Origin of the sequence: Butyrivibrio sp. XPD2006 (genome assembly GCF_000420865.1) — a bacterium.
Taxonomy (GTDB): domain Bacteria; phylum Bacillota; class Clostridia; order Lachnospirales; family Lachnospiraceae; genus Butyrivibrio.
In genome coordinates this window covers 75,267-95,192 of sequence record NZ_ATVT01000005.1, presented here as the reverse complement: position 1 = coordinate 95,192, position 19,926 = coordinate 75,267, and the positions used below count along the sequence as shown (strand labels likewise).

16 protein-coding genes are annotated in these 19,926 nt (G+C 45.2%); 1 reads left to right on the top strand and 15 read right to left on the bottom strand.

Annotated elements, in window-relative coordinates; translation table 11 throughout:
* Positions 1–6: 6 nt before the first annotated feature.
* The 11 genes from G590_RS0107350 to G590_RS0107295 all read right to left on the bottom strand — a co-directional run bounded on the left by G590_RS0107350 (position 7) and on the right by G590_RS0107295 (position 11,353).
* Positions 7–879, bottom strand: a complete 873-nt coding sequence (locus tag G590_RS0107350) for a 3-hydroxyacyl-CoA dehydrogenase family protein (RefSeq protein WP_022765031.1) — start codon at positions 877–879, stop codon at positions 7–9.
* Between the two features lie 41 nt (positions 880–920).
* Positions 921–1,715, bottom strand: a complete 795-nt coding sequence (locus G590_RS0107345) for an enoyl-CoA hydratase-related protein (protein ID WP_022765030.1) — start codon at positions 1,713–1,715, stop codon at positions 921–923.
* An 81-nt stretch (positions 1,716–1,796) separates the two neighbouring features.
* Positions 1,797–2,990 (bottom strand): acetyl-CoA C-acetyltransferase, encoded by a 1,194-nt coding sequence (locus tag G590_RS0107340; RefSeq protein WP_022765029.1) that lies wholly within the window; start codon positions 2,988–2,990, stop codon positions 1,797–1,799.
* Between the two features lie 218 nt (positions 2,991–3,208).
* Positions 3,209–3,739: a ribosome hibernation-promoting factor, HPF/YfiA family gene (gene hpf, locus G590_RS0107335; protein ID WP_022765028.1), complete on the bottom strand. Its 531-nt coding sequence runs from the start codon at positions 3,737–3,739 to the stop codon at positions 3,209–3,211.
* 430 nt (positions 3,740–4,169) lie between these two features.
* Complete coding sequence (locus tag G590_RS0107325; RefSeq protein ID WP_022765026.1) at positions 4,170–5,498, bottom strand: C40 family peptidase; 1,329 nt, start codon at positions 5,496–5,498, stop codon at positions 4,170–4,172.
* Positions 5,499–5,578: 80 nt separating this feature from the next.
* Entirely contained in the window at positions 5,579–6,517 is a 939-nt protein-coding gene (gene trxB / locus G590_RS0107320; RefSeq protein WP_022765025.1) for a thioredoxin-disulfide reductase, read from the bottom strand.
* Positions 6,518–6,620: 103 nt separating this feature from the next.
* Positions 6,621–7,343, bottom strand: a complete 723-nt coding sequence (ymfI, locus tag G590_RS0107315; RefSeq protein WP_026494005.1) for an elongation factor P 5-aminopentanone reductase — start codon at positions 7,341–7,343, stop codon at positions 6,621–6,623.
* 71 nt (positions 7,344–7,414) lie between these two features.
* Positions 7,415–7,774, bottom strand: a complete 360-nt coding sequence (locus G590_RS0107310) for a response regulator (protein WP_022765023.1) — start codon at positions 7,772–7,774, stop codon at positions 7,415–7,417.
* An 18-nt stretch (positions 7,775–7,792) separates the two neighbouring features.
* On the bottom strand, positions 7,793–8,680 hold the full coding sequence (locus G590_RS0107305) for a chemotaxis protein CheX (RefSeq protein WP_022765022.1): 888 nt from the start codon (positions 8,678–8,680) through the stop codon (positions 7,793–7,795).
* Between the two features lie 95 nt (positions 8,681–8,775).
* Positions 8,776–10,062, bottom strand: coding sequence for an SseB family protein (locus G590_RS0107300; protein WP_022765021.1), 1,287 nt, complete (start codon positions 10,060–10,062; stop codon positions 8,776–8,778).
* A 16-nt stretch (positions 10,063–10,078) separates the two neighbouring features.
* Positions 10,079–11,353: a M18 family aminopeptidase gene (locus G590_RS0107295; protein ID WP_022765020.1), complete on the bottom strand. Its 1,275-nt coding sequence runs from the start codon at positions 11,351–11,353 to the stop codon at positions 10,079–10,081.
* Between the two features lie 120 nt (positions 11,354–11,473).
* Between G590_RS0107295 and G590_RS0107290 the strand changes: the two genes are divergently transcribed.
* On the top strand, positions 11,474–12,619 hold the full coding sequence (locus tag G590_RS0107290; RefSeq protein WP_022765019.1) for a glycoside hydrolase family 88/105 protein: 1,146 nt from the start codon (positions 11,474–11,476) through the stop codon (positions 12,617–12,619).
* On the opposite strand, the gene G590_RS0107285 is transcribed toward G590_RS0107290, so the two are convergent.
* The 4 genes from G590_RS0107285 to G590_RS0107270 all read right to left on the bottom strand — a co-directional run bounded on the left by G590_RS0107285 (position 12,609) and on the right by G590_RS0107270 (position 19,849).
* Positions 12,609–14,594, bottom strand: coding sequence for a glycoside hydrolase family 31 protein (locus G590_RS0107285; RefSeq protein ID WP_022765018.1), 1,986 nt, complete (start codon positions 14,592–14,594; stop codon positions 12,609–12,611). The genes G590_RS0107290 and G590_RS0107285 overlap by 11 nt on opposite strands.
* A gap of 5 nt (positions 14,595–14,599) precedes the next feature.
* Positions 14,600–16,546 (bottom strand): glycoside hydrolase family 127 protein, encoded by a 1,947-nt coding sequence (locus G590_RS0107280; RefSeq protein WP_022765017.1) that lies wholly within the window; start codon positions 16,544–16,546, stop codon positions 14,600–14,602.
* Between the two features lie 116 nt (positions 16,547–16,662).
* Complete coding sequence (locus G590_RS0107275) at positions 16,663–17,961, bottom strand: ABC transporter substrate-binding protein (protein ID WP_022765016.1); 1,299 nt, start codon at positions 17,959–17,961, stop codon at positions 16,663–16,665.
* Between the two features lie 106 nt (positions 17,962–18,067).
* Positions 18,068–19,849 carry a cache domain-containing sensor histidine kinase gene (locus G590_RS0107270; protein ID WP_022765015.1) on the bottom strand — a complete coding sequence of 594 codons (1,782 nt, stop codon included), beginning with the start codon at positions 19,847–19,849 and terminating at the stop codon, positions 18,068–18,070.
* Between the last annotated feature and the right edge of the window lie 77 nt (positions 19,850–19,926).

Here is a 19,926-nt window from a genome sequence, read left to right as displayed (position 1 = left end):
GAGTTATTACTTATCAGTAGGAACCTTGTTTCCATCTGCATAGTTGTAGAAGCCGATTCCTGTCTTAACGCCGAGCTTCTTACCACGAACCATCTTACGAAGAAGAGGGCAAGCACGATACTTGGAATCACCTGTCTCTGAGTAAAGTACATCCATGATAGCAAGAACGATATCAAGACCAATGTAATCGCCCAGCTCAAGGGGTCCCATAGGATGGTTGCATCCAAGCTTCATAGCTGTGTCGATACCTGCGATATCTGAAACGCCTTCTGAATATACGAAGATACCTTCGTTGATCATAGGAACAAGGATTCTGTTTACTACAAAACCTGCAGCCTCGTTAACCTGAACAGGAGTCTTGCCAAGATCCTCTGAGATCTTCTTGATCTTGTCAACATACTCATCAGGAGTGTTAGCACCCTGGATAACCTCAACCAGCTTCATAACAGGAGCAGGATTGAAGAAGTGCATTCCGATGATAGGCTTTGCAAGGCCTGAACCAATCTCTGTGATTGAAAGTGAAGATGTGTTTGATGCAAAGATGCAATCAGGATTCTTAACGATGTTGTCCTGAAGCTCCTTGAAAAGATTCTTCTTGATATCCATAACCTCAAGAGCAGCCTCAACTACAAGATCAGCATCTGCACAGATGTCGTTAAGACCTGTCTGGATCTTACCTGTGATCTTATCAGCCTCTTCCTGAGTCTTCTTTCCCTTAGCAACCTGCTTATCAAGACCCTTCTTGATCTTAGCAAATCCGCCTTCTGCAAACTCAGTCTTGATATCGCAAAGATAAACCTTCTCTACGCTCTCAGCCTGAGCAAATGTCTGAGCAATACCTGAGCCCATTGTACCTGCGCCAATTACAGCAACTTTCATTTCTAATTCCTCCTAATTTGATTTTTCTATTTTGATTGAAGTTACTTGTTCTGGAAGTCAACGACCTTAACCTTAGCCGGGTCATCTTTCTTACGAAGGAAGTTAGCCATTCCCTCTCTCTGATCGTATGACTCGAAGCATGAACCAAAGAGCTTCTCCTCGATTACAAGAGCGTCATCGATGTTAACCTGAAGACCATCATTGATTGCCTTCTTGCATGCTCTTACAGCGATAGGAGCGTTGGCAGCGATCTGGTTTGCCATCTTCTCAGCAGCTGCAAGGAGCTCTTCCTGAGGATATACTGCATTAACAAGACCGATTCTGTAAGCCTCGTCAGCCTTGATATTTCTTGCTGTGTAGATAAGCTGTTTAGCCATTCCTGCTCCGATAAGACGAGCAAGTCTCTGTGTTCCGCCAAATCCCGGTGTGATTCCGAGACCAACCTCAGGCTGACCAAACATAGCATTGTCTGAACAGATACGGATATCGCAGCTCATTGAGATCTCACATCCACCGCCAAGTGCGAAACCGTTGATTGCAGCAATTACAGGAACCGGGAACTGCTCAATCTTACGGAAGATGTCGTTACCCTTCTTACCAAAAGCTTCTCCCTCAGCCTTTGAAAGAGTGCTCATCTCTCCGATATCAGCACCTGCAACAAATGACTTCTCACCTGCACCTGTAAGAACTACTGCTCTTACAACTTCGAGGTCAAGACCGTCAAAAGCTGCCTCAAGGTCATCAAGAACCTGTGAGTTCAGTGCGTTGAGAGCCTCAGGTCTGTTGATGGTAATTACAGCAATTTTGTCTTTCACTTCACAATTTACAAAACCCATTCTATTTGCCTCCTTTTAAACGTGACAATAGTCTGCAGGGTTTTCAGGCCCCGCAGACCATGCTCACAATTATTTATATGATCAGCCTTCGTACTTCTCTACGATGGTAGCGCATCCCATTCCGCCACCGATGCAAAGTGTAGCAAGACCCTTCTTAGCCTCAGGTCTCTTAGCCATTGCATGAAGCAGAGTTACGAGAATACGGCATCCTGATGCTCCAACAGGATGTCCGAGTGCAATAGCACCACCGTTTACGTTAACCTTGCTCATATCAAATCCAAGGTCCTTGGCAACTGCAACTGACTGAGCTGCGAATGCCTCGTTAGCCTCGATAAGATCGATATCATCAAGTGAAAGATCTGTCTTCTTAAGAACCTTCTTGGTTGCTGCAACAGGTCCGATACCCATGATCTCAGGCTCAACACCTGCAAGAGCTCCGCCTACCCATGTAGCCATAGGCTTGATTCCAAGTTCTTTAGCCTTCTCTTCGCTCATAACAACTACTGCAGCAGCACCATCATTGATACCTGATGCATTACCTGCTGTTACAAGTCCGCCCTCTTTACCTGAGCAGCATTTAAGCTTAGCAAGAGTCTCAACAGTTGTGCCGGCACGAGGTCCCTCATCAACCTTGAACTCTACCATTTCCTTCTTAACCTTAACCTGTACAGGTACGATTTCATCGTCAAATGCGCCTGAAGCCTGAGCCTTCTCGCACTTCTGCTGAGAATTAGCTGAGAACTCATCAAGCTCTTCTCTTGTAAGGTTCCATCTGTCGCAGATATTCTCTGCTGTAATCATCATGTGATAGTGATTGAATGCATCTGTAAGAGCATCGTTTACCATTGTATCTACAACTGTTCCGTTGTTCATACGATATCCGAAACGTGCATTTGGAAGTGCGTAAGGAGCCATTGACATGTTCTCCATACCGCCTGCTACTACGATATCAGCCTCGCCTGCCTTGATGAGGTCAGCTGCCATATTTACACAGTTAAGACCAGAGCCACATACTACGTTAAGAGTTACTGCTGGAGTCTCAATAGGAAGACCTGCCTTGATAGAAGCCTGTCTTGCAACGTTCTGTCCAAGTCCTGCCTGGATAACGCATCCCATAAGTACTTCGTCAACCTGCTCAGGCTTAACACCTGCGCGATTAAGTGCCTCCTTGATTACGATTGAACCAAGTTCTGCTGCTGGAGTATTGCTGAGTGCTCCACCCATTTTGCCGATAGCAGTTCTTACTGCACCAGCGATAACCACTTTCTGTGCCATAACGTATTACCTCCGTTTTGGGGACTCTCTGATCCCAGTTTTTATTAAGTTTCTTCTGCAAAAACCTGTGTTGAAACCGATTGACAAATTTTTATCAGAACAGATTTATTGTATCATAGCACTTAGTCAAATGCAACAAAAATAGCTCCCGGGTGGGAGCTATTTTATTAAAAATCTATGAATTGATATTTAATTAACGGAATCCTATGTGCACTTTATCAACCTTCAGGTTCAATGAGTCCGTAGGTGTTTCCTTTTCTCTTGTAAACTACATTAACCTGATCTGTCTCTGCGTTTACAAATACAAAGAAGTTGTGTCCGAGAAGTTCCATCTGTACACAGGCATCCTCAGCATACATAGGCTTGGGATCAAACTTCTTCATACGCTCGATGCGGATATCCTCGTCATCCATGTAGTCTGACTCAAGATATTCTTTTTTGAAGTTGCTGGCCTCAGCCTGCTGCTTGTCAACCAGTTTGCTCTTATACTTCTTGAGCTGTCTCTCGATTACTTCCTCAACAAGATCGATTGATACGTACATATCATTGCTGACCTGCTCTGCACGGATGATCTTGCCCTTTACAGGAATGGTTACCTCAATCTTATGTCTCTCTTTGTCCACATTCAGTGTGACATTAGCATTAGTGTCGGGAGTGAAATACTTCTCCAGTTTTCCAATCTTTTCCTCAACTGCTGCCTTTAATCCGGGTGTTACATCAATGTTCTTTCCAACGATAGTAAATTTCATGCAATCATCCCCTTTACTTCGCCCAATCAGGACATATTTGTGTTAAAAACATTATAACATTGATATACATACAGGTGCAAATTGAAGATGGCTCTTTTGTATAAAATGCACAAAAAATAACTTCTGCTTTCTATTGTGCAAAATTAGCTTTTAGATAACGTTTTCTGTGGATAATGTGGATAACTTCGTGTATAAGTCGAAAAAACGCGCTTTTTATCCCCAATCTTGTGGATAACTTTTAAAAAATTTATTAAAAAAAAGTGATGATTTTATGTTGACTTTTATATTTATGTGCAAAAGAGAGAAATGCAAACTCGGAACCGTTTCGCTTGTTCCTCGTTTCATGGCGTTCGCCATATATGAATAAAAAATAGAACAGCCACGAGTAAACTCGAGCTGTTCTATTTCTATATTCATGCATTTCTCTCTTTTAGAATATTCTTCTAACTGCCAGAACAGTTCTGTAATCTGCGTTTGAGATCTTAATACCGGTCTTGGCTGTTGAAGCATGTACAATCTGGCCGTTACCGATGTAGATAGCAACGTGACCTGAGTAACATACGATATCACCGGGCTGTGCATTTGCAAGTCCGTCAACTGCTGCACCAACACTTCTGTCAGCACCGGAAGAATGAGGAAGACTTATACCGAAGTTCTGGTATACACTCATTACGAATCCTGAGCAGTCAGCACCGTTTGTAAGTGATGTTCCACCATATACATAAGGGTTGCCGACAAACTGCTGAGCAAACTGAGCAACTGCTGAACCGATTGAACTTGTAGCTGTTGTATATGATCCTGCGGAATTGTAGCTCTTAGTTCCGCTTGACTCGCTTGAACTCTTTGTATTTGCCTTAGCTGCCTTGTTAGCTGCCTCTAAAGCTGCTCTTTCCTTGGCAAGACGAGCTTCCTCTTCTGCCTTGGACTCCGCCTTAACAAACTCTGTGGAAAGTGTTACGTAATCCATTGATACGTAACCGTCACCTTCCTCGATACTAACCTTAACCCATCCGTCAAGCTCTTCCTCTACTACGAGCTGATCCTCGATAGGAACAAGACCAAGCACCTCGGCGTCAAGGCTTGCACCGCCTCTAACCTTAAGTGTTGTAGTGGTTACGGTAGCGATTCTGGTTCCGACCTCTTTAGCAAGATCAACGGCATCATCACCGGTTACACAGTACTCAGCCTTAACATAACCTTCAACTGATCCTGACTTGATCTTGTACCAGCCGTTGTCCTCCTCAATGAAGGTACCAACCGACTTGTCGTAGAGCTTACCGATAATCTCGCCATCCTCTTCGCTGGGAAGATCACGAACATTGACATAATCGTGAACCTTGGCGATTACAAGAGTCTTGAAAAGCTCGTCCTCAGACTCCTCCGCTTCTGCCACTTCTTCTGTTCCGGAATTCTTGATGATAGCACCGGTAGCATTCTGAATATCAGAAAGAATACTGTTTGTCAAAGTAGACGCAAGTGGTGTTACATTAGTTACTGTATCGCTTGAATTAACAGCCTCTGTTGTGGCTGCTGACTTACTGGTACTTGATGAGGCCTCTTCCTCTGCTTTCTCAGTTTCTACAGTTTCCTGCAGGTTTGAAAGTGATACCTGATTGCTTCCTAGAGCATATGTAATACCTGCCTGTGGCAGTACACTTGTTACTTTATTAGATGAAGCGTATGCTGTGATGTTAAAGTTTGTAAATGTCATTGCAGCTACCATAGATAAAGCAGTAAGCTGCACAAATGGCTTTCTCAAAACTAACCTCCAAATTTGTTACGAATTTGTTACATCTTTTAAAAATATACGCCACATCTTAAATTTTGTCAAGAAAAGCATTACTTTTCCTTACCGACCATGAAATCCTGAACTGAAGTTACAGCATTTGCACCGTCAGCAACTGCAGTAACAATCTGCCTTAAACGCTTCTTTCTGGAATCACCTGCAACAAATATGCCGGGGGCAGAAGTTGCACCGTCTTCACCCGCAATTACATATCCCTGTTCATCGCAGTCTATAACGTTTAAGAACAGGTCTGTGGATGGATGTATACCTATTGCAACAAATATTCCATCAATTGTAATATCTGATTCCGAATGATCCTTGACATTCTCTATATGAAGACCTGTAACAGTATCCTCACCCTTTATTTCTTTTACTACGCTGTCCCAGATTACTTCAACATTAGGAAGGGCAAAGAGCTCATCCTGAAGTATCTTGGTTGCTCTGAGTTCATCTCTTCTGTGGATAAGGTAAACCTTCTTGCAGAATCTTGCCAGAAAGATTGCATCCTCAACAGCCACATCTCCGCCGCCGTTAACAGCAGTGATCTTGTCCTTGTAAAATGCTCCATCGCAGGTAGCGCAGTATGAAACGCCCTTTCCGATGAATTCCTCTTCTCCGGGGATTCCGAGCTTGGAGTGATGTGCACCTGTTGCAAGAATGATTGTATGAGTCTCAAACTCTCCGTTATCGGTTACTACCTTATATACAGGAGCCTTGGTATCGGAGCCCTTGTCAATTGTCTCAATGGCTGTGACTGTTGCATCAGCGAACTCTGCGCCAAGCTTGTCTGCATGCTCTCTGAACTTCATTGCAAGATCAAAACCGTTTACTCCGGGAATTCCCAGATAGTTATCTACTTCATAAGTGTCGATTATCTGTCCGCCGCTTACAGGGTTCTTCTCGATAATAAGCATGTTGAATCCTGCTCTCTTGGCATATACTGCAGCAGAAAGACCTGCAGGTCCTGAACCGATAATTATAAGATCATACATAATGGATTACCTCCTTTTGAAAACGTGATTTATAGTTTTATTGTTTTATTTCGATTGTGTACAATTGAATTGTATCACATAACTTAATTTTGTAAAGTATTTTTTATAACCATCCACCGTCAATTGTTATAACCTGTCCCGTCATATAGATCGGTGCCTGACTTACCATGAGTACAAGGCTTGCAACCTCCTCAGCTTCTCCCATTCTTCCCATGGGAATCTCCTCGCACAGTTCCTCAAGCTCCTCATCACTAAGGTGCTTCCTGTTCATATCCGTGTCGATGACTCCACAGGAGACGGCATTCACTGAAATTCCGCTGGGTGCCAGCTCTTTTGCCAGAGCCCTCGTAAGAGCGTTTACTCCGCCTTTACTTGCAGAATACGCCACTTCACATGAAGCTCCCACAGCTCCCCACACTGAAGAGATATTGATAATCCTTCCGCTTCCGGCTCTTATCATGCCCGGAACGAAGAACTTACTTGTGTAAAAGAGGCTGTCCAGATTGGTACCTGTAATACTCTTCCAATCGGTTACATCCATATCTGTCAAAAGACCTATATGCGCAACTCCAGCGTTGTTGACAATAACATCCACATCCCCGGCCTTGTCATAAAGCTCTTTTACCGAATCAGGATCAGAAACATCGCAGACATATGCCTCGCACATGATTCCGTATTTCTCTGAGAGTTCAACCGCCAGAGCCTTTAGATCATCGATATTATTCTTGCAGCACAGTACCAGATTGTCTTTATTCCCCGCAAAAGATATTGCTATCTCCCTTCCTATTCCTCTGGATGCGCCGGTTATCAAAACCTTTCTGCTCATATCCTCTTCCTTCATATTATAAAATTAGCCGAGAGCATAGCCCTCGGCTTAAATTTACGTAGTCTGTCACATCACTTTTCGCAGTGCTCCAAAGCCTCAAGAACCGTTTCCTCTACGAAAGGCTTTGAAACGAACTCTGTTGCTCCAAGCTTAACAGCTTCCATCATCTTGTCCTTCTGTCCTGCTGCCGTTATCATAACAACCTTGGCATCAGGGAAGTCCTCTTTGATGTGCTTTAAAGCTTCAATACCGTCCATTTCGGGCATTGTAATGTCCATTGTGACGATATCAGGCTGGAGTTTAGCGTATTGTGTAAATCCTTCTTTGCCGTTTATAGCTTCACCTACTATATTATATCCGGCTCTCTCCAAAATGTCTTTAAGGATTCTTCTTGAAGTTCTTGAATCATCTACTATTAATACGTTCTTCATTCACGTGCCTCCTGTATTTCATCCAATCAAAATATCTTTAGACACTGCAATAATGTATTTTACCTCTCCGCCTGAGATATAAACCGGCATGACGATCATCTCGTCGCTGCTGGCCTGTGCAAAGCTGACGGAGAAATTAGGTGGTTCAAGTTCTATCTTGGAATCGTTCCTGCTCTGTTCCGATGCATAGAGACCGTTGATACAGTTTATAAGCTCACACACTGCATCAAGAGCATCCTCTCTGGTCTCGATGAATTCTTCTTTGGTATATGCGATAGCCATCTTTCTGACATCTTCATACTTGCCGGAAATGGCAACCACCGCCTGCTGATCCCCATGGAATTTCTGGTAGCCTAGGACCTCATCCTTGAGCACTCTCGAGGTATATGCCTTCCCAACATAAACATGGTTATCAACCAGTCTGTACATATTCTTAATGCCCATGGCGAACATTCCGCCAAATACCGGGTCATCGCTGTTTAGGAAAATAGGCACCGCCTTCTCAACGTCCCCCGTCTTAAGAGCAGCCATATCGCTCTCTGTAAAGCCGTTTGCCTTCTGGTAATCAGCCTCAATGTTTTCCAGCTGTTCCATAGTCTGAAAGCCCATATCGACAACAGACTGAAGGAACGTCAGATAGGTATTACCCTGAAGCCCCAAAAGCCTCTGTACCTGAATATCGGTAAGATATCCCTTCTCGACAGCTATATCTCCAAAACGCTTGTCCATTGATGATTGAAGCATATTGACCTGCTCTGCCTGAGCAATTGTCATCATCTTCTCAGCCACAGCAATAACGCCCAGCTTGGCGCGATCAGATTCCTGCTTGCTATAAACCTGCACCAGCTGACTTTTGGTAAGAACGCCCTGTTCAACAAGGTAAGCTCCTATTAAGCGATCAAGCATGTATTTCCGCTCCTTCTTGAAATCAAAATTTCAAACCTACAAACGGGACTATACTTCAATTTTAGACTAATAAACGTACATAAACAAGCAAATAATTATTTGTCTTCCTTACGCATTTCGGACATAGCCTGGTTAACAGCCGCGGTTACAGCATCGGTTGCGGATGCAGCTGCTGCCTTGCCTGCCTGATTTTGGGCGCGAAGCATTTCGGCCTGTTTGCCGGCAACTTCCAGAGCCATGATCCTGTCCTTGGTAAGTACAAGACTCTGGCCGAGGGGATTGACTACAATGCCCTCTCTGTCCTGGATAAAGCGGATGACATCCTGGTATCTGAATACTCCGGCATTCCAGTCCTTGGTCACGCCCTTCTTGGCAAATTCGAAAGGATCTGTATATACGGGAAGAAACTGCTTGTCTTCCTGAGTCTTGAGCACCATAAATTTAAGCTTGGTGTCCTTGCCAATCTTGATCCTGCCGTTCTCATCTGTTTCTGTGGGTCCCTCATGCTGTGTGGGAACCAGAAGCTGAGCATTTCTTATTAAAGAAAGCATTCGCATTTCTTTTGCTTTCAATATCTGATCACGTTTCTCATATTTAACAGGCCATCTGACTTCCTCGAGGAAATCTATCATGGCAAAGTTCAGTGCAGAGTTTACAGGCTCAGGCCTGTTCTCAGCGCCGCCCCACTCACCGGGAGCTGCAATAATCTCACTTCTCTTGAATCTTGCTCTGTATCCGCCATTGTCCACGATCAGATTCTCTATACCGATGTAGTACAGATAATCAAAGAATCCGAACTTGCCGCCGCCCTTGTAGTTGGGATCCTCGATCTGGCACTTTCTGACTGCAAGCTTTCTGAACTGCCTGTTATAGATTTCAGCTGCCTTTTCAGCAAGCTCCTGCTCATAATAAACATTTGCAAATCCCTGATCTATGAAAGGGAAACCTGTTGTCTGATCATAAAGAACATAGAGATATTCTGCATCCCTGACTCTGCGAAGAACTTCGTTGTAGATGAGCCTGTGGTTCTTGTCAAACCCCGGAAGCGGAGCTTTCTTGTTGAATGCTTCAAGAGTTGTCAAAAGAAATATAAGCTCCTGTCCGTTTAACCCATTTACATAATCCTGATCTATATCTTCCTCATAGATCATAGCGCCGATCTCATCCTTTTTATCTGCAGGAACAGTTTCCTCAATCCTGTCATCCTCGGCGCCCGCTGTATTTATAGGATTGATGCGGCCAATCACAGGCCACTCCATATCCTCATGTGCCTTTTTGGCCTCCTCAATGGCTTTGGCTTTCTGCTCTACCTTTACCTGTTCGAGCTCCTGCTCAGCCGCTTCCTCATTTTTCTTGTTTCCAAAAATACTAAAAATTCCCATTTAAAACTCCCCTGAATTACTTGTTATAAAAGACCTTTGAAACTGCTGCGAGATATTCCGGATCCCTGCTGCCTGCAGATTCATAAGGTGAATGCATAGCCAGCTGCGCAAGTCCTATGTCTACTGTGTTAACAGAAACCTGTGCTGTAGAGATGTTGCCCAGTGTTGATCCTCCCGGCATATCCGATCTGTTGGTAAAGGTCTGATACGGCACATCCGCCTCTTTGCAAAGAAGCTTGAACTCAGCGGCTGAAACCGCATCGGTTGTATATTTCTGATTGGCATTGTACTTAATGACAATACCCTTGTTCATGACAGGTCTGTTTACCGGATCTGCCTTGTCTGCATAATTAGGATGAACTGCATGTGCATTGTCTGCAGAAATCATAAAGCTGTTTGCAACTGCCATATGATACTGCTCCCTTGTCTTGCCAAGTCCGTCGCATATCCTCTCGAGTGTATCCTTAAGGAATGTGGAATCCGCTCCCTGCTTGGTTCCGCTGCCAACCTCTTCGTTGTCAAAGACGCAGTGCATGGCCACATAGTCTTTTGCCTTGGAATTTACAAAGCCTTCGTAGCTGCAGAATACGCACTCCTGATCATCAAGCCTTGAGCTTGCGATGAACTCCTCGTTAGCGCCCCAGAATACAGGTCTTACTCTGTTATACAAAAACAGGTCGTGTCCCAGGATATCTTCTTTTTTCTTAACCCCTGCCTCCATGGCGATCAGGGCAAAAAAGCTCTCGGCAGCCCCATCATCACCGAAGATAGGAAGCATGTCATTCTGAGCGTTATACTTCATGCCGTCATTGGCTTCCCTGTTCATGTGGATAGCAAGTGCCGGCAGCATCAAAAGATCTCTGTCTATGTTCACAAGCCTTGTCTCAGCCTTGCCCTTGTTGTTTACAACAACTCTTCCCGCAACGGAAAGCGGTCTGTCGAACCACTCTGCACACAGCATTCCGCCGTATTTCTCGACGTTGAGCTTAATGTATGCTCCGGCCTTCATCTCGGGATTTTCCTTGATCTTGAAGGACGGTGAATCACTGTGACTGGCTATCATGTGGAAGCCTTTAAAGCTCTTTTTAGGAATCCTGAAAGAGATTATTGCGGAGTCGTTCCTGCGAACGAAGTAGTCACCGGCTGTAAGCTTCCAGGCACTGTCCTCCTCGAGCTCAGTGAATCCTCTTTTCAAAAGATCTGCCGCTATGTTGTCCACAACGTGATAGGCTGTCGGACTGCTGTAAATAAAGTCCAGCATTCTCTTTGTCAGGTTATTATTCTTATTCATATAATCACCTCTGTACCGAATAAAATCGTAGAAAACAGTATATCATATTTTCCCCCGATGTGATAAAATGTAAGCACTTACATTTTGCATATATATTAATTTAAGAATTGGGAGAAGGTTATGACACGAGAAGAAACTTACGCAATGTTGAACGAATATGTCGACTATCTGCTTGATAAGTCAGATGCAGAGCATCCTTTCTGGAATATCGAAAAGGTTCTGGAAGGTAAGCCCAACAAGTGGAACTACATCGACGGCTGCATGATCGCAGCTGTTCTGTCACTCTACGACATGACAGGCGATAAGAAATATCTCGACTTTGCAGACAACTTCATCGGCTGGTTTGTTCAGGATGACGGCTCGGTCAAGACCTACAGCACCGAGGAATACAATCTGGACAACATCAATCCGTTCAAGAATCTCTTTAAGCTCTATGATCTTACGGGAAAAGAGAAGTACAGAAAGGCCATGGACATCGCAAGAAGCCAGCTGGACACCATGCCAAGGACCAAGGCCGGCAATTTCTGGCACAAGAACATCTACCCTTATCAGGTATGGCTTGACGGAATGTACATGGCACAGCCATTCTACATGGAATATGAGAAGCGATACAACAAGATGCAGGGCTGCCTTGATTCCTTCAAACAGTTCAAGAATGTAGAAGCTCTCATGAAGGACAAAAAGACAGGTCTCTACTACCACGGCTACGACGAGAGCCGCGAGATGTACTGGGCCGACAAAGAGACAGGCCTCAGTCCAAACTTCTGGCTCAGAGCTCTTGGCTGGTTCACGGTTGCCCTTGTTGATACCGCAGAGGCCATGGACGAATCCATGTACTATGAGAAGCGCTATCTTCAGTCCATGTTAAAAGACCTGGCAGATTCCCTTATCCCTTTCCAGGATGAAAGTGGAATGTTCTACCAGGTTGTTGATAAAAAAGATGATGAGAGAAACTACCTTGAGACCTCAGGAACAGCACTTATTGCTTACGGTCTGTTAAAGGGTGTGCGCCTCGGTTACCTTCCTAAGAGATTTACCGATATCGCAATGAAGGCCTTCGACGGTATCACCGACAAGTACCTCTCAAGAAACGAAGACGGCACTCCAAAGCTTGGCGGAATCTGCCTGGTGGCAGGCCTTGGCGGTCCTCAGCACAGGGACGGATCTCTTGAGTATTACTTCTCTGAGCCCGTTGTGGAGAACGAAGCTAAGGGTGTTGCACCACTTATTCTTCTGTACACTGAGATCTTAAGACTCAGCAAATAATGACTTTTTCAAAGACAGGTATTTCGTCTAAAGGCGCATCTGCAGTAATGAATCGGCCTCCATCAAGAATTTGATCAGAGCCGTAACGTTTCCAGCTGCAGCCCTTTGGAAGGTATACCTGTCTTTTTCTTGCTCCGGCTTCAAATACAGGTGCTACCAGATACCTGTCACCGAACATATACTCATCTTCTGTCCTCCAGGCTTCCTCGTCCTCGGGGAATTCATAGAAGAGTGTACGCATGACAGGGCTGCCCTTCTCATGGGCCTGCTTCATTATGTCGCGTATATAATCTCTCATTGACTCACGGAGCTTAATGTACTTCTTACATATCTCAAGGACTTCCTCTCCGTAGCTCCAGATTTCATTGGGAGCTCCGGATCTGCAGGTTGCACCGCCGGTTTCTCCAAACTGAGGCTGGCGCGGTTCTCTGTCGCCGTGAAGCCTCATGACAGGCAAAAATGTTCCCCATTCAAACCATCTTGCAAACAGTTCCCTGAACCCGGGATCATCGGGATTACCTCCGTGGAAACCTCCGATATCCGTTGTCCACCACGGTATTCCCGCAATTCCCATATTAAGTCCCGCAGAGAGCTGATCTCTCATACAGTCAAAGCTTGAAGCAATATCTCCGGACCATACAAGTGCTCCGTATCTCTGACTTCCAGCCCAGGCGCAGCGCAGAAGATTTACAATATTCTCCTGTCCCTCAGCGCTCATACCTTCATAGAAAGTTCTGGCATATTCAACGGGATAGATGTTTCCAACCTCAAGGTCGGTCCCCATAAAATATCTGTAATTATCAAAGTCATATACGGTGTACTCAGGCTCCGCCTCATCAAGCCAGAAGGTCTTTATCCCAAGCTCATAATAGTTCTTTTTGACCTTATCCCAGAGATACTTCCTTGCTCCCGGATTGGTGGCATCATAGTGGATGGTAGCTCCCTGGAAATTCAGTCCCGTCCTGAAGCCTCTCTCTGTTCTGATAAGGAATCCCTTCTCCAGCATTTCATCAAAGTTTTCGCTCTCTCTGTCCACAGTCGGCCAGATTGAGACCATGAGCTCCGTCCCCATGTCATTCAGCTCTTTTACCATAGCTGCGGGATCCGGCCAGTAGGTCTTATCAAACTTCCACTCACCCTGCTTTGGCCAGTGGAAGAAATCACACACGATCATATCAAGAGGAATTCCCATCTCATGGTACTTTTTTGCCACGCCCATAAGCTCATCCTGAGTCTGATATCTTAATTTGCACTGCCAGAAGCCAAGCCCGTATTCAGGCATAACGGGAACTGTTCCCGCAACCGACGCATAGGCGTTTACTATCTCTGCAGGAGTGTTGCCCACAACAAACCAGTAATCGATATACTTGGTCGCATAAGCCTCAAAGCTCATGACATTCTTGCCAAAGACAGCACGTCCCACAGCCGGATTATTCCATAGAATCCCGTACCCCAGTGACGAAACAGCAAAGGGCACACTGGCCTGAGAATTTCTGTGGGCAAGCTCAAGATCGCACCCCTTCAGCTCCAGACTCCTTTGCTGATACTGTCCCATTCCGTATATCTTTTCATTGTCATCAAGGGACTCAAAGCGCATTGTCACATGATAATCCCCTGCCACATTGGGCCTGAACTCTCTGGCCTCCACCTCAATGGAGCTGCACTTCGGATCCGTTATATCTCTTCTGTTTCTCCAGTATTCCTCGAAGACTTTAGTGCCGTCTTCCTTGCATATAACTATCTTGCCGCCGTTTGACACAGATAGACTGAGTGCTCCGTTTTTGAGCACAGCGCCTGTCTCTGTAATCTCTATATCCGCCTTTTCACTTTGCGGAATCGTAAGTGCCCAGTCAGTATCAGGCATCGCACCCTGCTTGGTTGCCCTTACTCTTACTGCATTCTTCCCCCATGCTTCAATCCACAGCTCTTCCGCATCGTAGTGATATACAAGTCTCTTGCCATCAACCCTCAACATATGTTTTACCCCTTTTCGTACAGCCAGACGCGCATTTCATTGCGCCCTCTGTTTGCCCATGCATAATACGGTATCATCCTGATCTTCACAGGTTCAGTAACAGCCTCCCCGGACTTTCTGTAAAGGCCGCCCTGTCCGGAGATTGCAGTTCTGAAGCCGTCTGCCTCGATAACCCCGACACCTTCCAGCAGTTCGTCATGCCATTTATACTCAAGCTCCGAAGTCTTTGGAAGGCTCAGAAGATGAAGGTTCTCTCCGTTATCAACTCCCTCTGCGCAGAACACCTGAGGTCCTCTTGTAACGCTCACCTTATCCACATCCTCCGAAACCAGCGGATTTGCATACCATCTGCTTGGAGTCATATCAAGCAAAAGTGTCACAACTGTTTCGCCGCTTTCCGCTTCGATATACCAGTAGCCGCTTTCTGCAGTAATATCAGCCCCGGCTCCGTTTACTTCTGCATGAGTATTTTCAGACCATCCCGGAATCCTGATGCCGACTTTTGCTGCCGCCGATCCTGTATTGTTTATGGTAAAAGAAATCCTTCCATTCCTCGGGTAATCGGCGTCGATTTGAACAGTCAGCTTCCCTCCTGTATATTCCTTCTCCATCCTTGATTTTATAAAGAGATTTGCAAGGACTGTATCGCCCTTATCCGTGTAGATGTAATCCTCAACAGATGCCAGCAGTCTTGCAAGATTAGGAGGGCAGCACGCGCATCCCAGCCAGTCGGGACGAACTATCTTAACATGGCTCTTTGTCGGATCTTTTTCTGACTTCTCGGGAACAACCTCCAGCGGATTAACATAGAAAAAGTGCCTTCCGTCCAGCGCCATTCCTGAAAGTGCGGTGTTGTAGAGAGCTCTCTCCATAACATCCCCAAATTCGCCGTTTGAATCAAGCCTCAGCATCTGTCTTGCAAAGAAAATAAGTCCTATTGATGCACAGGTCTCGCAGTACATTGTGTCATTGGGAAGATCATAGTCCAGGGTAAAAGACTCTCCGTTCACCGTAGAGCCGATTCCTCCTGTGATATACATTCTCTTATCAACTATATTTCTCCAGATTCTCCTGCAGACTGCCTCAATGTCTTTATTGCCTGTAGACGCAGCAACGTCGGCCAGTGCCGTGCACATATATACAAGTCTTACAGCATGCCCTTCTGCGCTGTCCTGCTCAAGGATAGGTGCGTGTATCTGGAAATAAGTAAGTGGTGCATTGTAAAGTCCCCCAATTGCAGGCTTACCTGTATCTTCTCTGAACTGTCTTTTGAAAAAGTCAGGATCCTGCCCCCTCTGAAGCAGGAAGTACTCAGCCAGTTTCATGTAGCGCTCACAACCGGTCAGGTGATAGAGCCTCATAAGGCCTATCTCAACTTCCTCGTGTCCGTCGCAGCCGTGGATCTTGCCATCCTCAGGGCCAAAGACAGAGTCAATATGATCAGCCAGCTTTACAGCTATATCTAGTGCCTTCTTGCTTCCGGTCACCTGATTATATGCGACTGCTGCCTCTATAAAGTGGCCGGCGCAGTACAGCTCATGGCTCTCTCCAAGGCGTTTGTACTTGTGGTCAGGCTCCATAATGGTGAAGTACGTATTGAGATATCCGCTCTTTTCCTGGGCTTCTGCTATTAAATCAACCACTTCGTCTGTGATCTTTTTGAGGTCCTCATCAGGATGTTCTTTTAATGTATATGCAGCTGCCTCCAGCCACTTGTAGACGTCACTGTCCTGGAAAACCCAGCCGTAGTGTTCTCCCTTTGTCCTGCCGGCAGCTATCTTGAAGTTCTCGATGGCATGACTCTTCTCACTGGGGATAGAGGCATCATTTCTTTCCTTCTCAATCTTTATGTCTATGTCGTCATTTAATACCTTCCACTGATATGGAATCATTCTGGTCCTGACAAGCTCTTTGTACCTGCTAAAAAACGGATCGTTAATTACAGTCTTCATTCCCCAACTCTCCTAAGCGTTTTCTTTTGATTTTACTATATTAAGTACGGGCAGAGATAGTTCTCTGCCCGCAAAAATCATTGCATTTTCATCCATTTAAATTTTGTATTGACAGGTTAATTTCCAAGTATTGAATCGATTGTTGTCTGAGCCTCTGCTGCCGCAGCATCCGGAGCGCTCTCACCTGTGATAACTTTGTTGAATGCAAGTGAAATAGCATCTGAAATGTCAGGCCACTCAGGAAGAGGTCCTCTTGCATTTGCGTACTTCATCTCATCAACGAATACCTGATAAACTGCATCACCCTTGAACTGTGTCTCTGCGATCTTGGAATCTGATGAAATGTATCCCATGTGATCCATCATGTAAAGACATGTCTCACCGCTTGTAGCATACTGAAGGAATGCAATTGCTGCCTCCTCATTGCCTCCTGCTATAACTGCGTAGTTCTCTCCTCCAAGACCTGATGCCTGCTGCTTGTCCTGAGGAATTGGTGCAACGTTCCAGTTAAGATCCGGAACTTCTTCACGCATTGTAGGAATCTGCCATGTTCCGTTGATCATCATTGCAAGGTTTCCTGAAATGAACTGGTTCATTGTATCGCCCTGTGTCCAGTTGATTGCTTCCTTAGGGAATGCTCCTGACTCAACAAGACTCTTTTCAAACTCAAGTGCCTTGATTCCGCCCTCAGAATTGATCTCATATGAAGTCTGGCCTGTTGACCATACCCAAGGAAGGAAGTTAAATGTTCCCTCTTCGTTCTGAAGTGCACAGTGTGCAAAGCCGTATACATTTCCCTTTGTTGTCTTCTTAGCTACGTCAAGAAGCTCGTCCCAGGTCTTGGGTACTTCGCAGCCCGCATCCTTAAGCATGTCTTCGTTGTAGAAAAGAACAAGGTCATTACTTCCGAAAGGAACACCGTAAAGTCTTCCGTCCAGTGTACAGGAATTTACAGGTCCGGGATAATATGAGCTGACGTCGAATCTGTCTGTTATATCTGCAAAAATTCCCATTGCAGCGTATGAAGCGTGATCAGGATTATCAAGAATAACAATATCGGGAAGTTCTCCAGCCGAAGCTCCTATGGAGAGCTGTTTCTTGAAATCCGCAAACGGTACGTATTTAGCCTGAACCTTGATGTTACTCTGCTGGTTGTTGAACTCCTGTATGATATGATCAAGAGCTTCCTGATGTCCTGCAGTCTCCCAGTAATACCATATTGTTACATCACCTGAAGCATCATCGGATGCAGGAACAGGATCTGCCTCTTTGGCTGTGGCAGTCTCTGTCTTAGTCTCACTCTCCCGTGCTGCTCCTTTTACCCCCGAATCAGCTGTGTTTGCTGCTCCGCAGCCTGCCATCAAGGATATTGCCATTACGGCGCTAAGTACTGTAGCCAATAACCTCTTTTTCATGTGTCCCTCCTTATTGTTCGGTACATTATAAGTTTTGCTTACAATGGAATTATCTCCCATAAATAAGGAGTAAAAAACTCAACAAAACTTAAAAAGGATGAATTTTCTAATCTGTTTTTTTCTTGAGCGGAATATCGATGACAATACGGCTTCCTTTATCCATATCGGGAACCGCTCTCATTTTTCCGTCTTTCCCGTAGTACATCTCAAGCCTTGTCACCACGTTGCTGATACCGATATTTGTATTGCCCTTTAGCGTCTCAAAATCGCGCCTGTTGATCTTCTCAATAACCTCAGGATCCATGCCCTTTCCGTTATCTTCTATTACAATCTCCAAAGATCTGTCATTGCAGCTTACATAAACCTTGAGCTCTGCATCCTCCTGCTCGGGAGTAAATCCATGCTTGATGGCGTTTTCTACAAACGGCTGAAGGAGCAACTTATGCACTATAGCATTCTGTGCATCGGGCTCAACAAATGCGTTATAAGAAAAGCTGTTCTTGACCCTGTACTGCTGCAGGTAGATATATTTCCTCAGCCACTCCATCTCGTCCCTGATGGTGACTTCTCCGTTGCTGTTTACAATAGCATAGCGCAGGATGTTGGCAAGGGCGCTTATTGCATTGCTGATATCGTACTCGTCCTTATCTATCGCCATCCAGTTGATGGTATCAAGCGTATTGTACAGAAAGTGCGGATTTATCTGTGCTTCCAGCGCAGCAATCTGAGCTTCCTGCTGGTTCGTCAGAGCCACGTTGAGCTTTTTCATCATGTCGTTAAAAGCATCTGCTATAGTCTCAATCTCCGCCGGCATCGCCTTGTCTTTTTCCGCGCGGACAGACAGATCGCCGTTTCTTGCCTGCTTCATTCTGCCTGTGACGTAGTTGACTGACTTAACAAGATTTGCCGAAAGACCTGTGGACATCAGGACAACAACCACCATCACCAGGACTCCGACAACAGCAATAAGAAACAGCTGTCTTCTCTGAAGTCTTGTAAGCTCCGACAGGCTTGTGACATTTACAACATCCCAGGAGAGCTCATCGTCGTGCATGAGAAATACCGCAGCCTCTTTGGCCAGCTGAGGATAGTTTTTATGTAAAAAGAGCTCGTAGTCGGAAAGTCTCTTTTCATCTGAGCCGGACGCATCCGTAACAGGTGTTCCGATGACTTCCGATTCATCTCCAAAGGTGACTATCTGTCCTTTATCATCAACAAGGAAATTAAAGATTCCCGTATCATCACTTGAGCTTAAGCATATGTCTTTGAGGAAATCCTCGTCCACGCTTATGATAACGACTCCGCAATCCTTGGTAAGACTCTTGTAATCGATTATCCTGTGGGCTATGTGAAAGAGGTAGTAATCCTTTTTGGCAAAGTTTGTTCCGAATTCCGTGGGATAAACATGCACTCCGTTATCCCTTGAAATATCCATATAAAGCTCATCCTCGGTCTTGCTGAAATTATCCATCCAGGAGCTCTTATACGTGGCGGGAGTCATCTGCTCATACGTCACAAGCTCTCCCCCCGGCGTGATAACGGATACTGCCCTGATATAGTCCTTGGTATAAAGGAGCGAACTCATAAACCGTCTCATCTGGTTTACAGCCACAGCTTCGTTTGTGCCCTCGTCTATCTCAAACACCCACTTTACCATGTTGTCGTCGGTGTAGAGCTGATAAAGCACATCCTCATATGCATCCAGGGAAATGTTCAGATTATTATCCAGCTGTTTTAAGCTGCTCTTAGACATCATCTCGGTGTTCCGTGAAAGAGTCGCCGACATGCTCATATATGAAAAGACTCCCAATATAACAATAGGTAGCATGGAAGTCAGAATAAAGACCCTGATCAGTCTGTTTCGCAGGCTCGTTTTTTTCATACTCATCCCCACCCCCCAAATGAAAAATCAGAGGATAATATCTCCTCTGATTTATCATATATTCCACGGTCATTCGTTTCAAG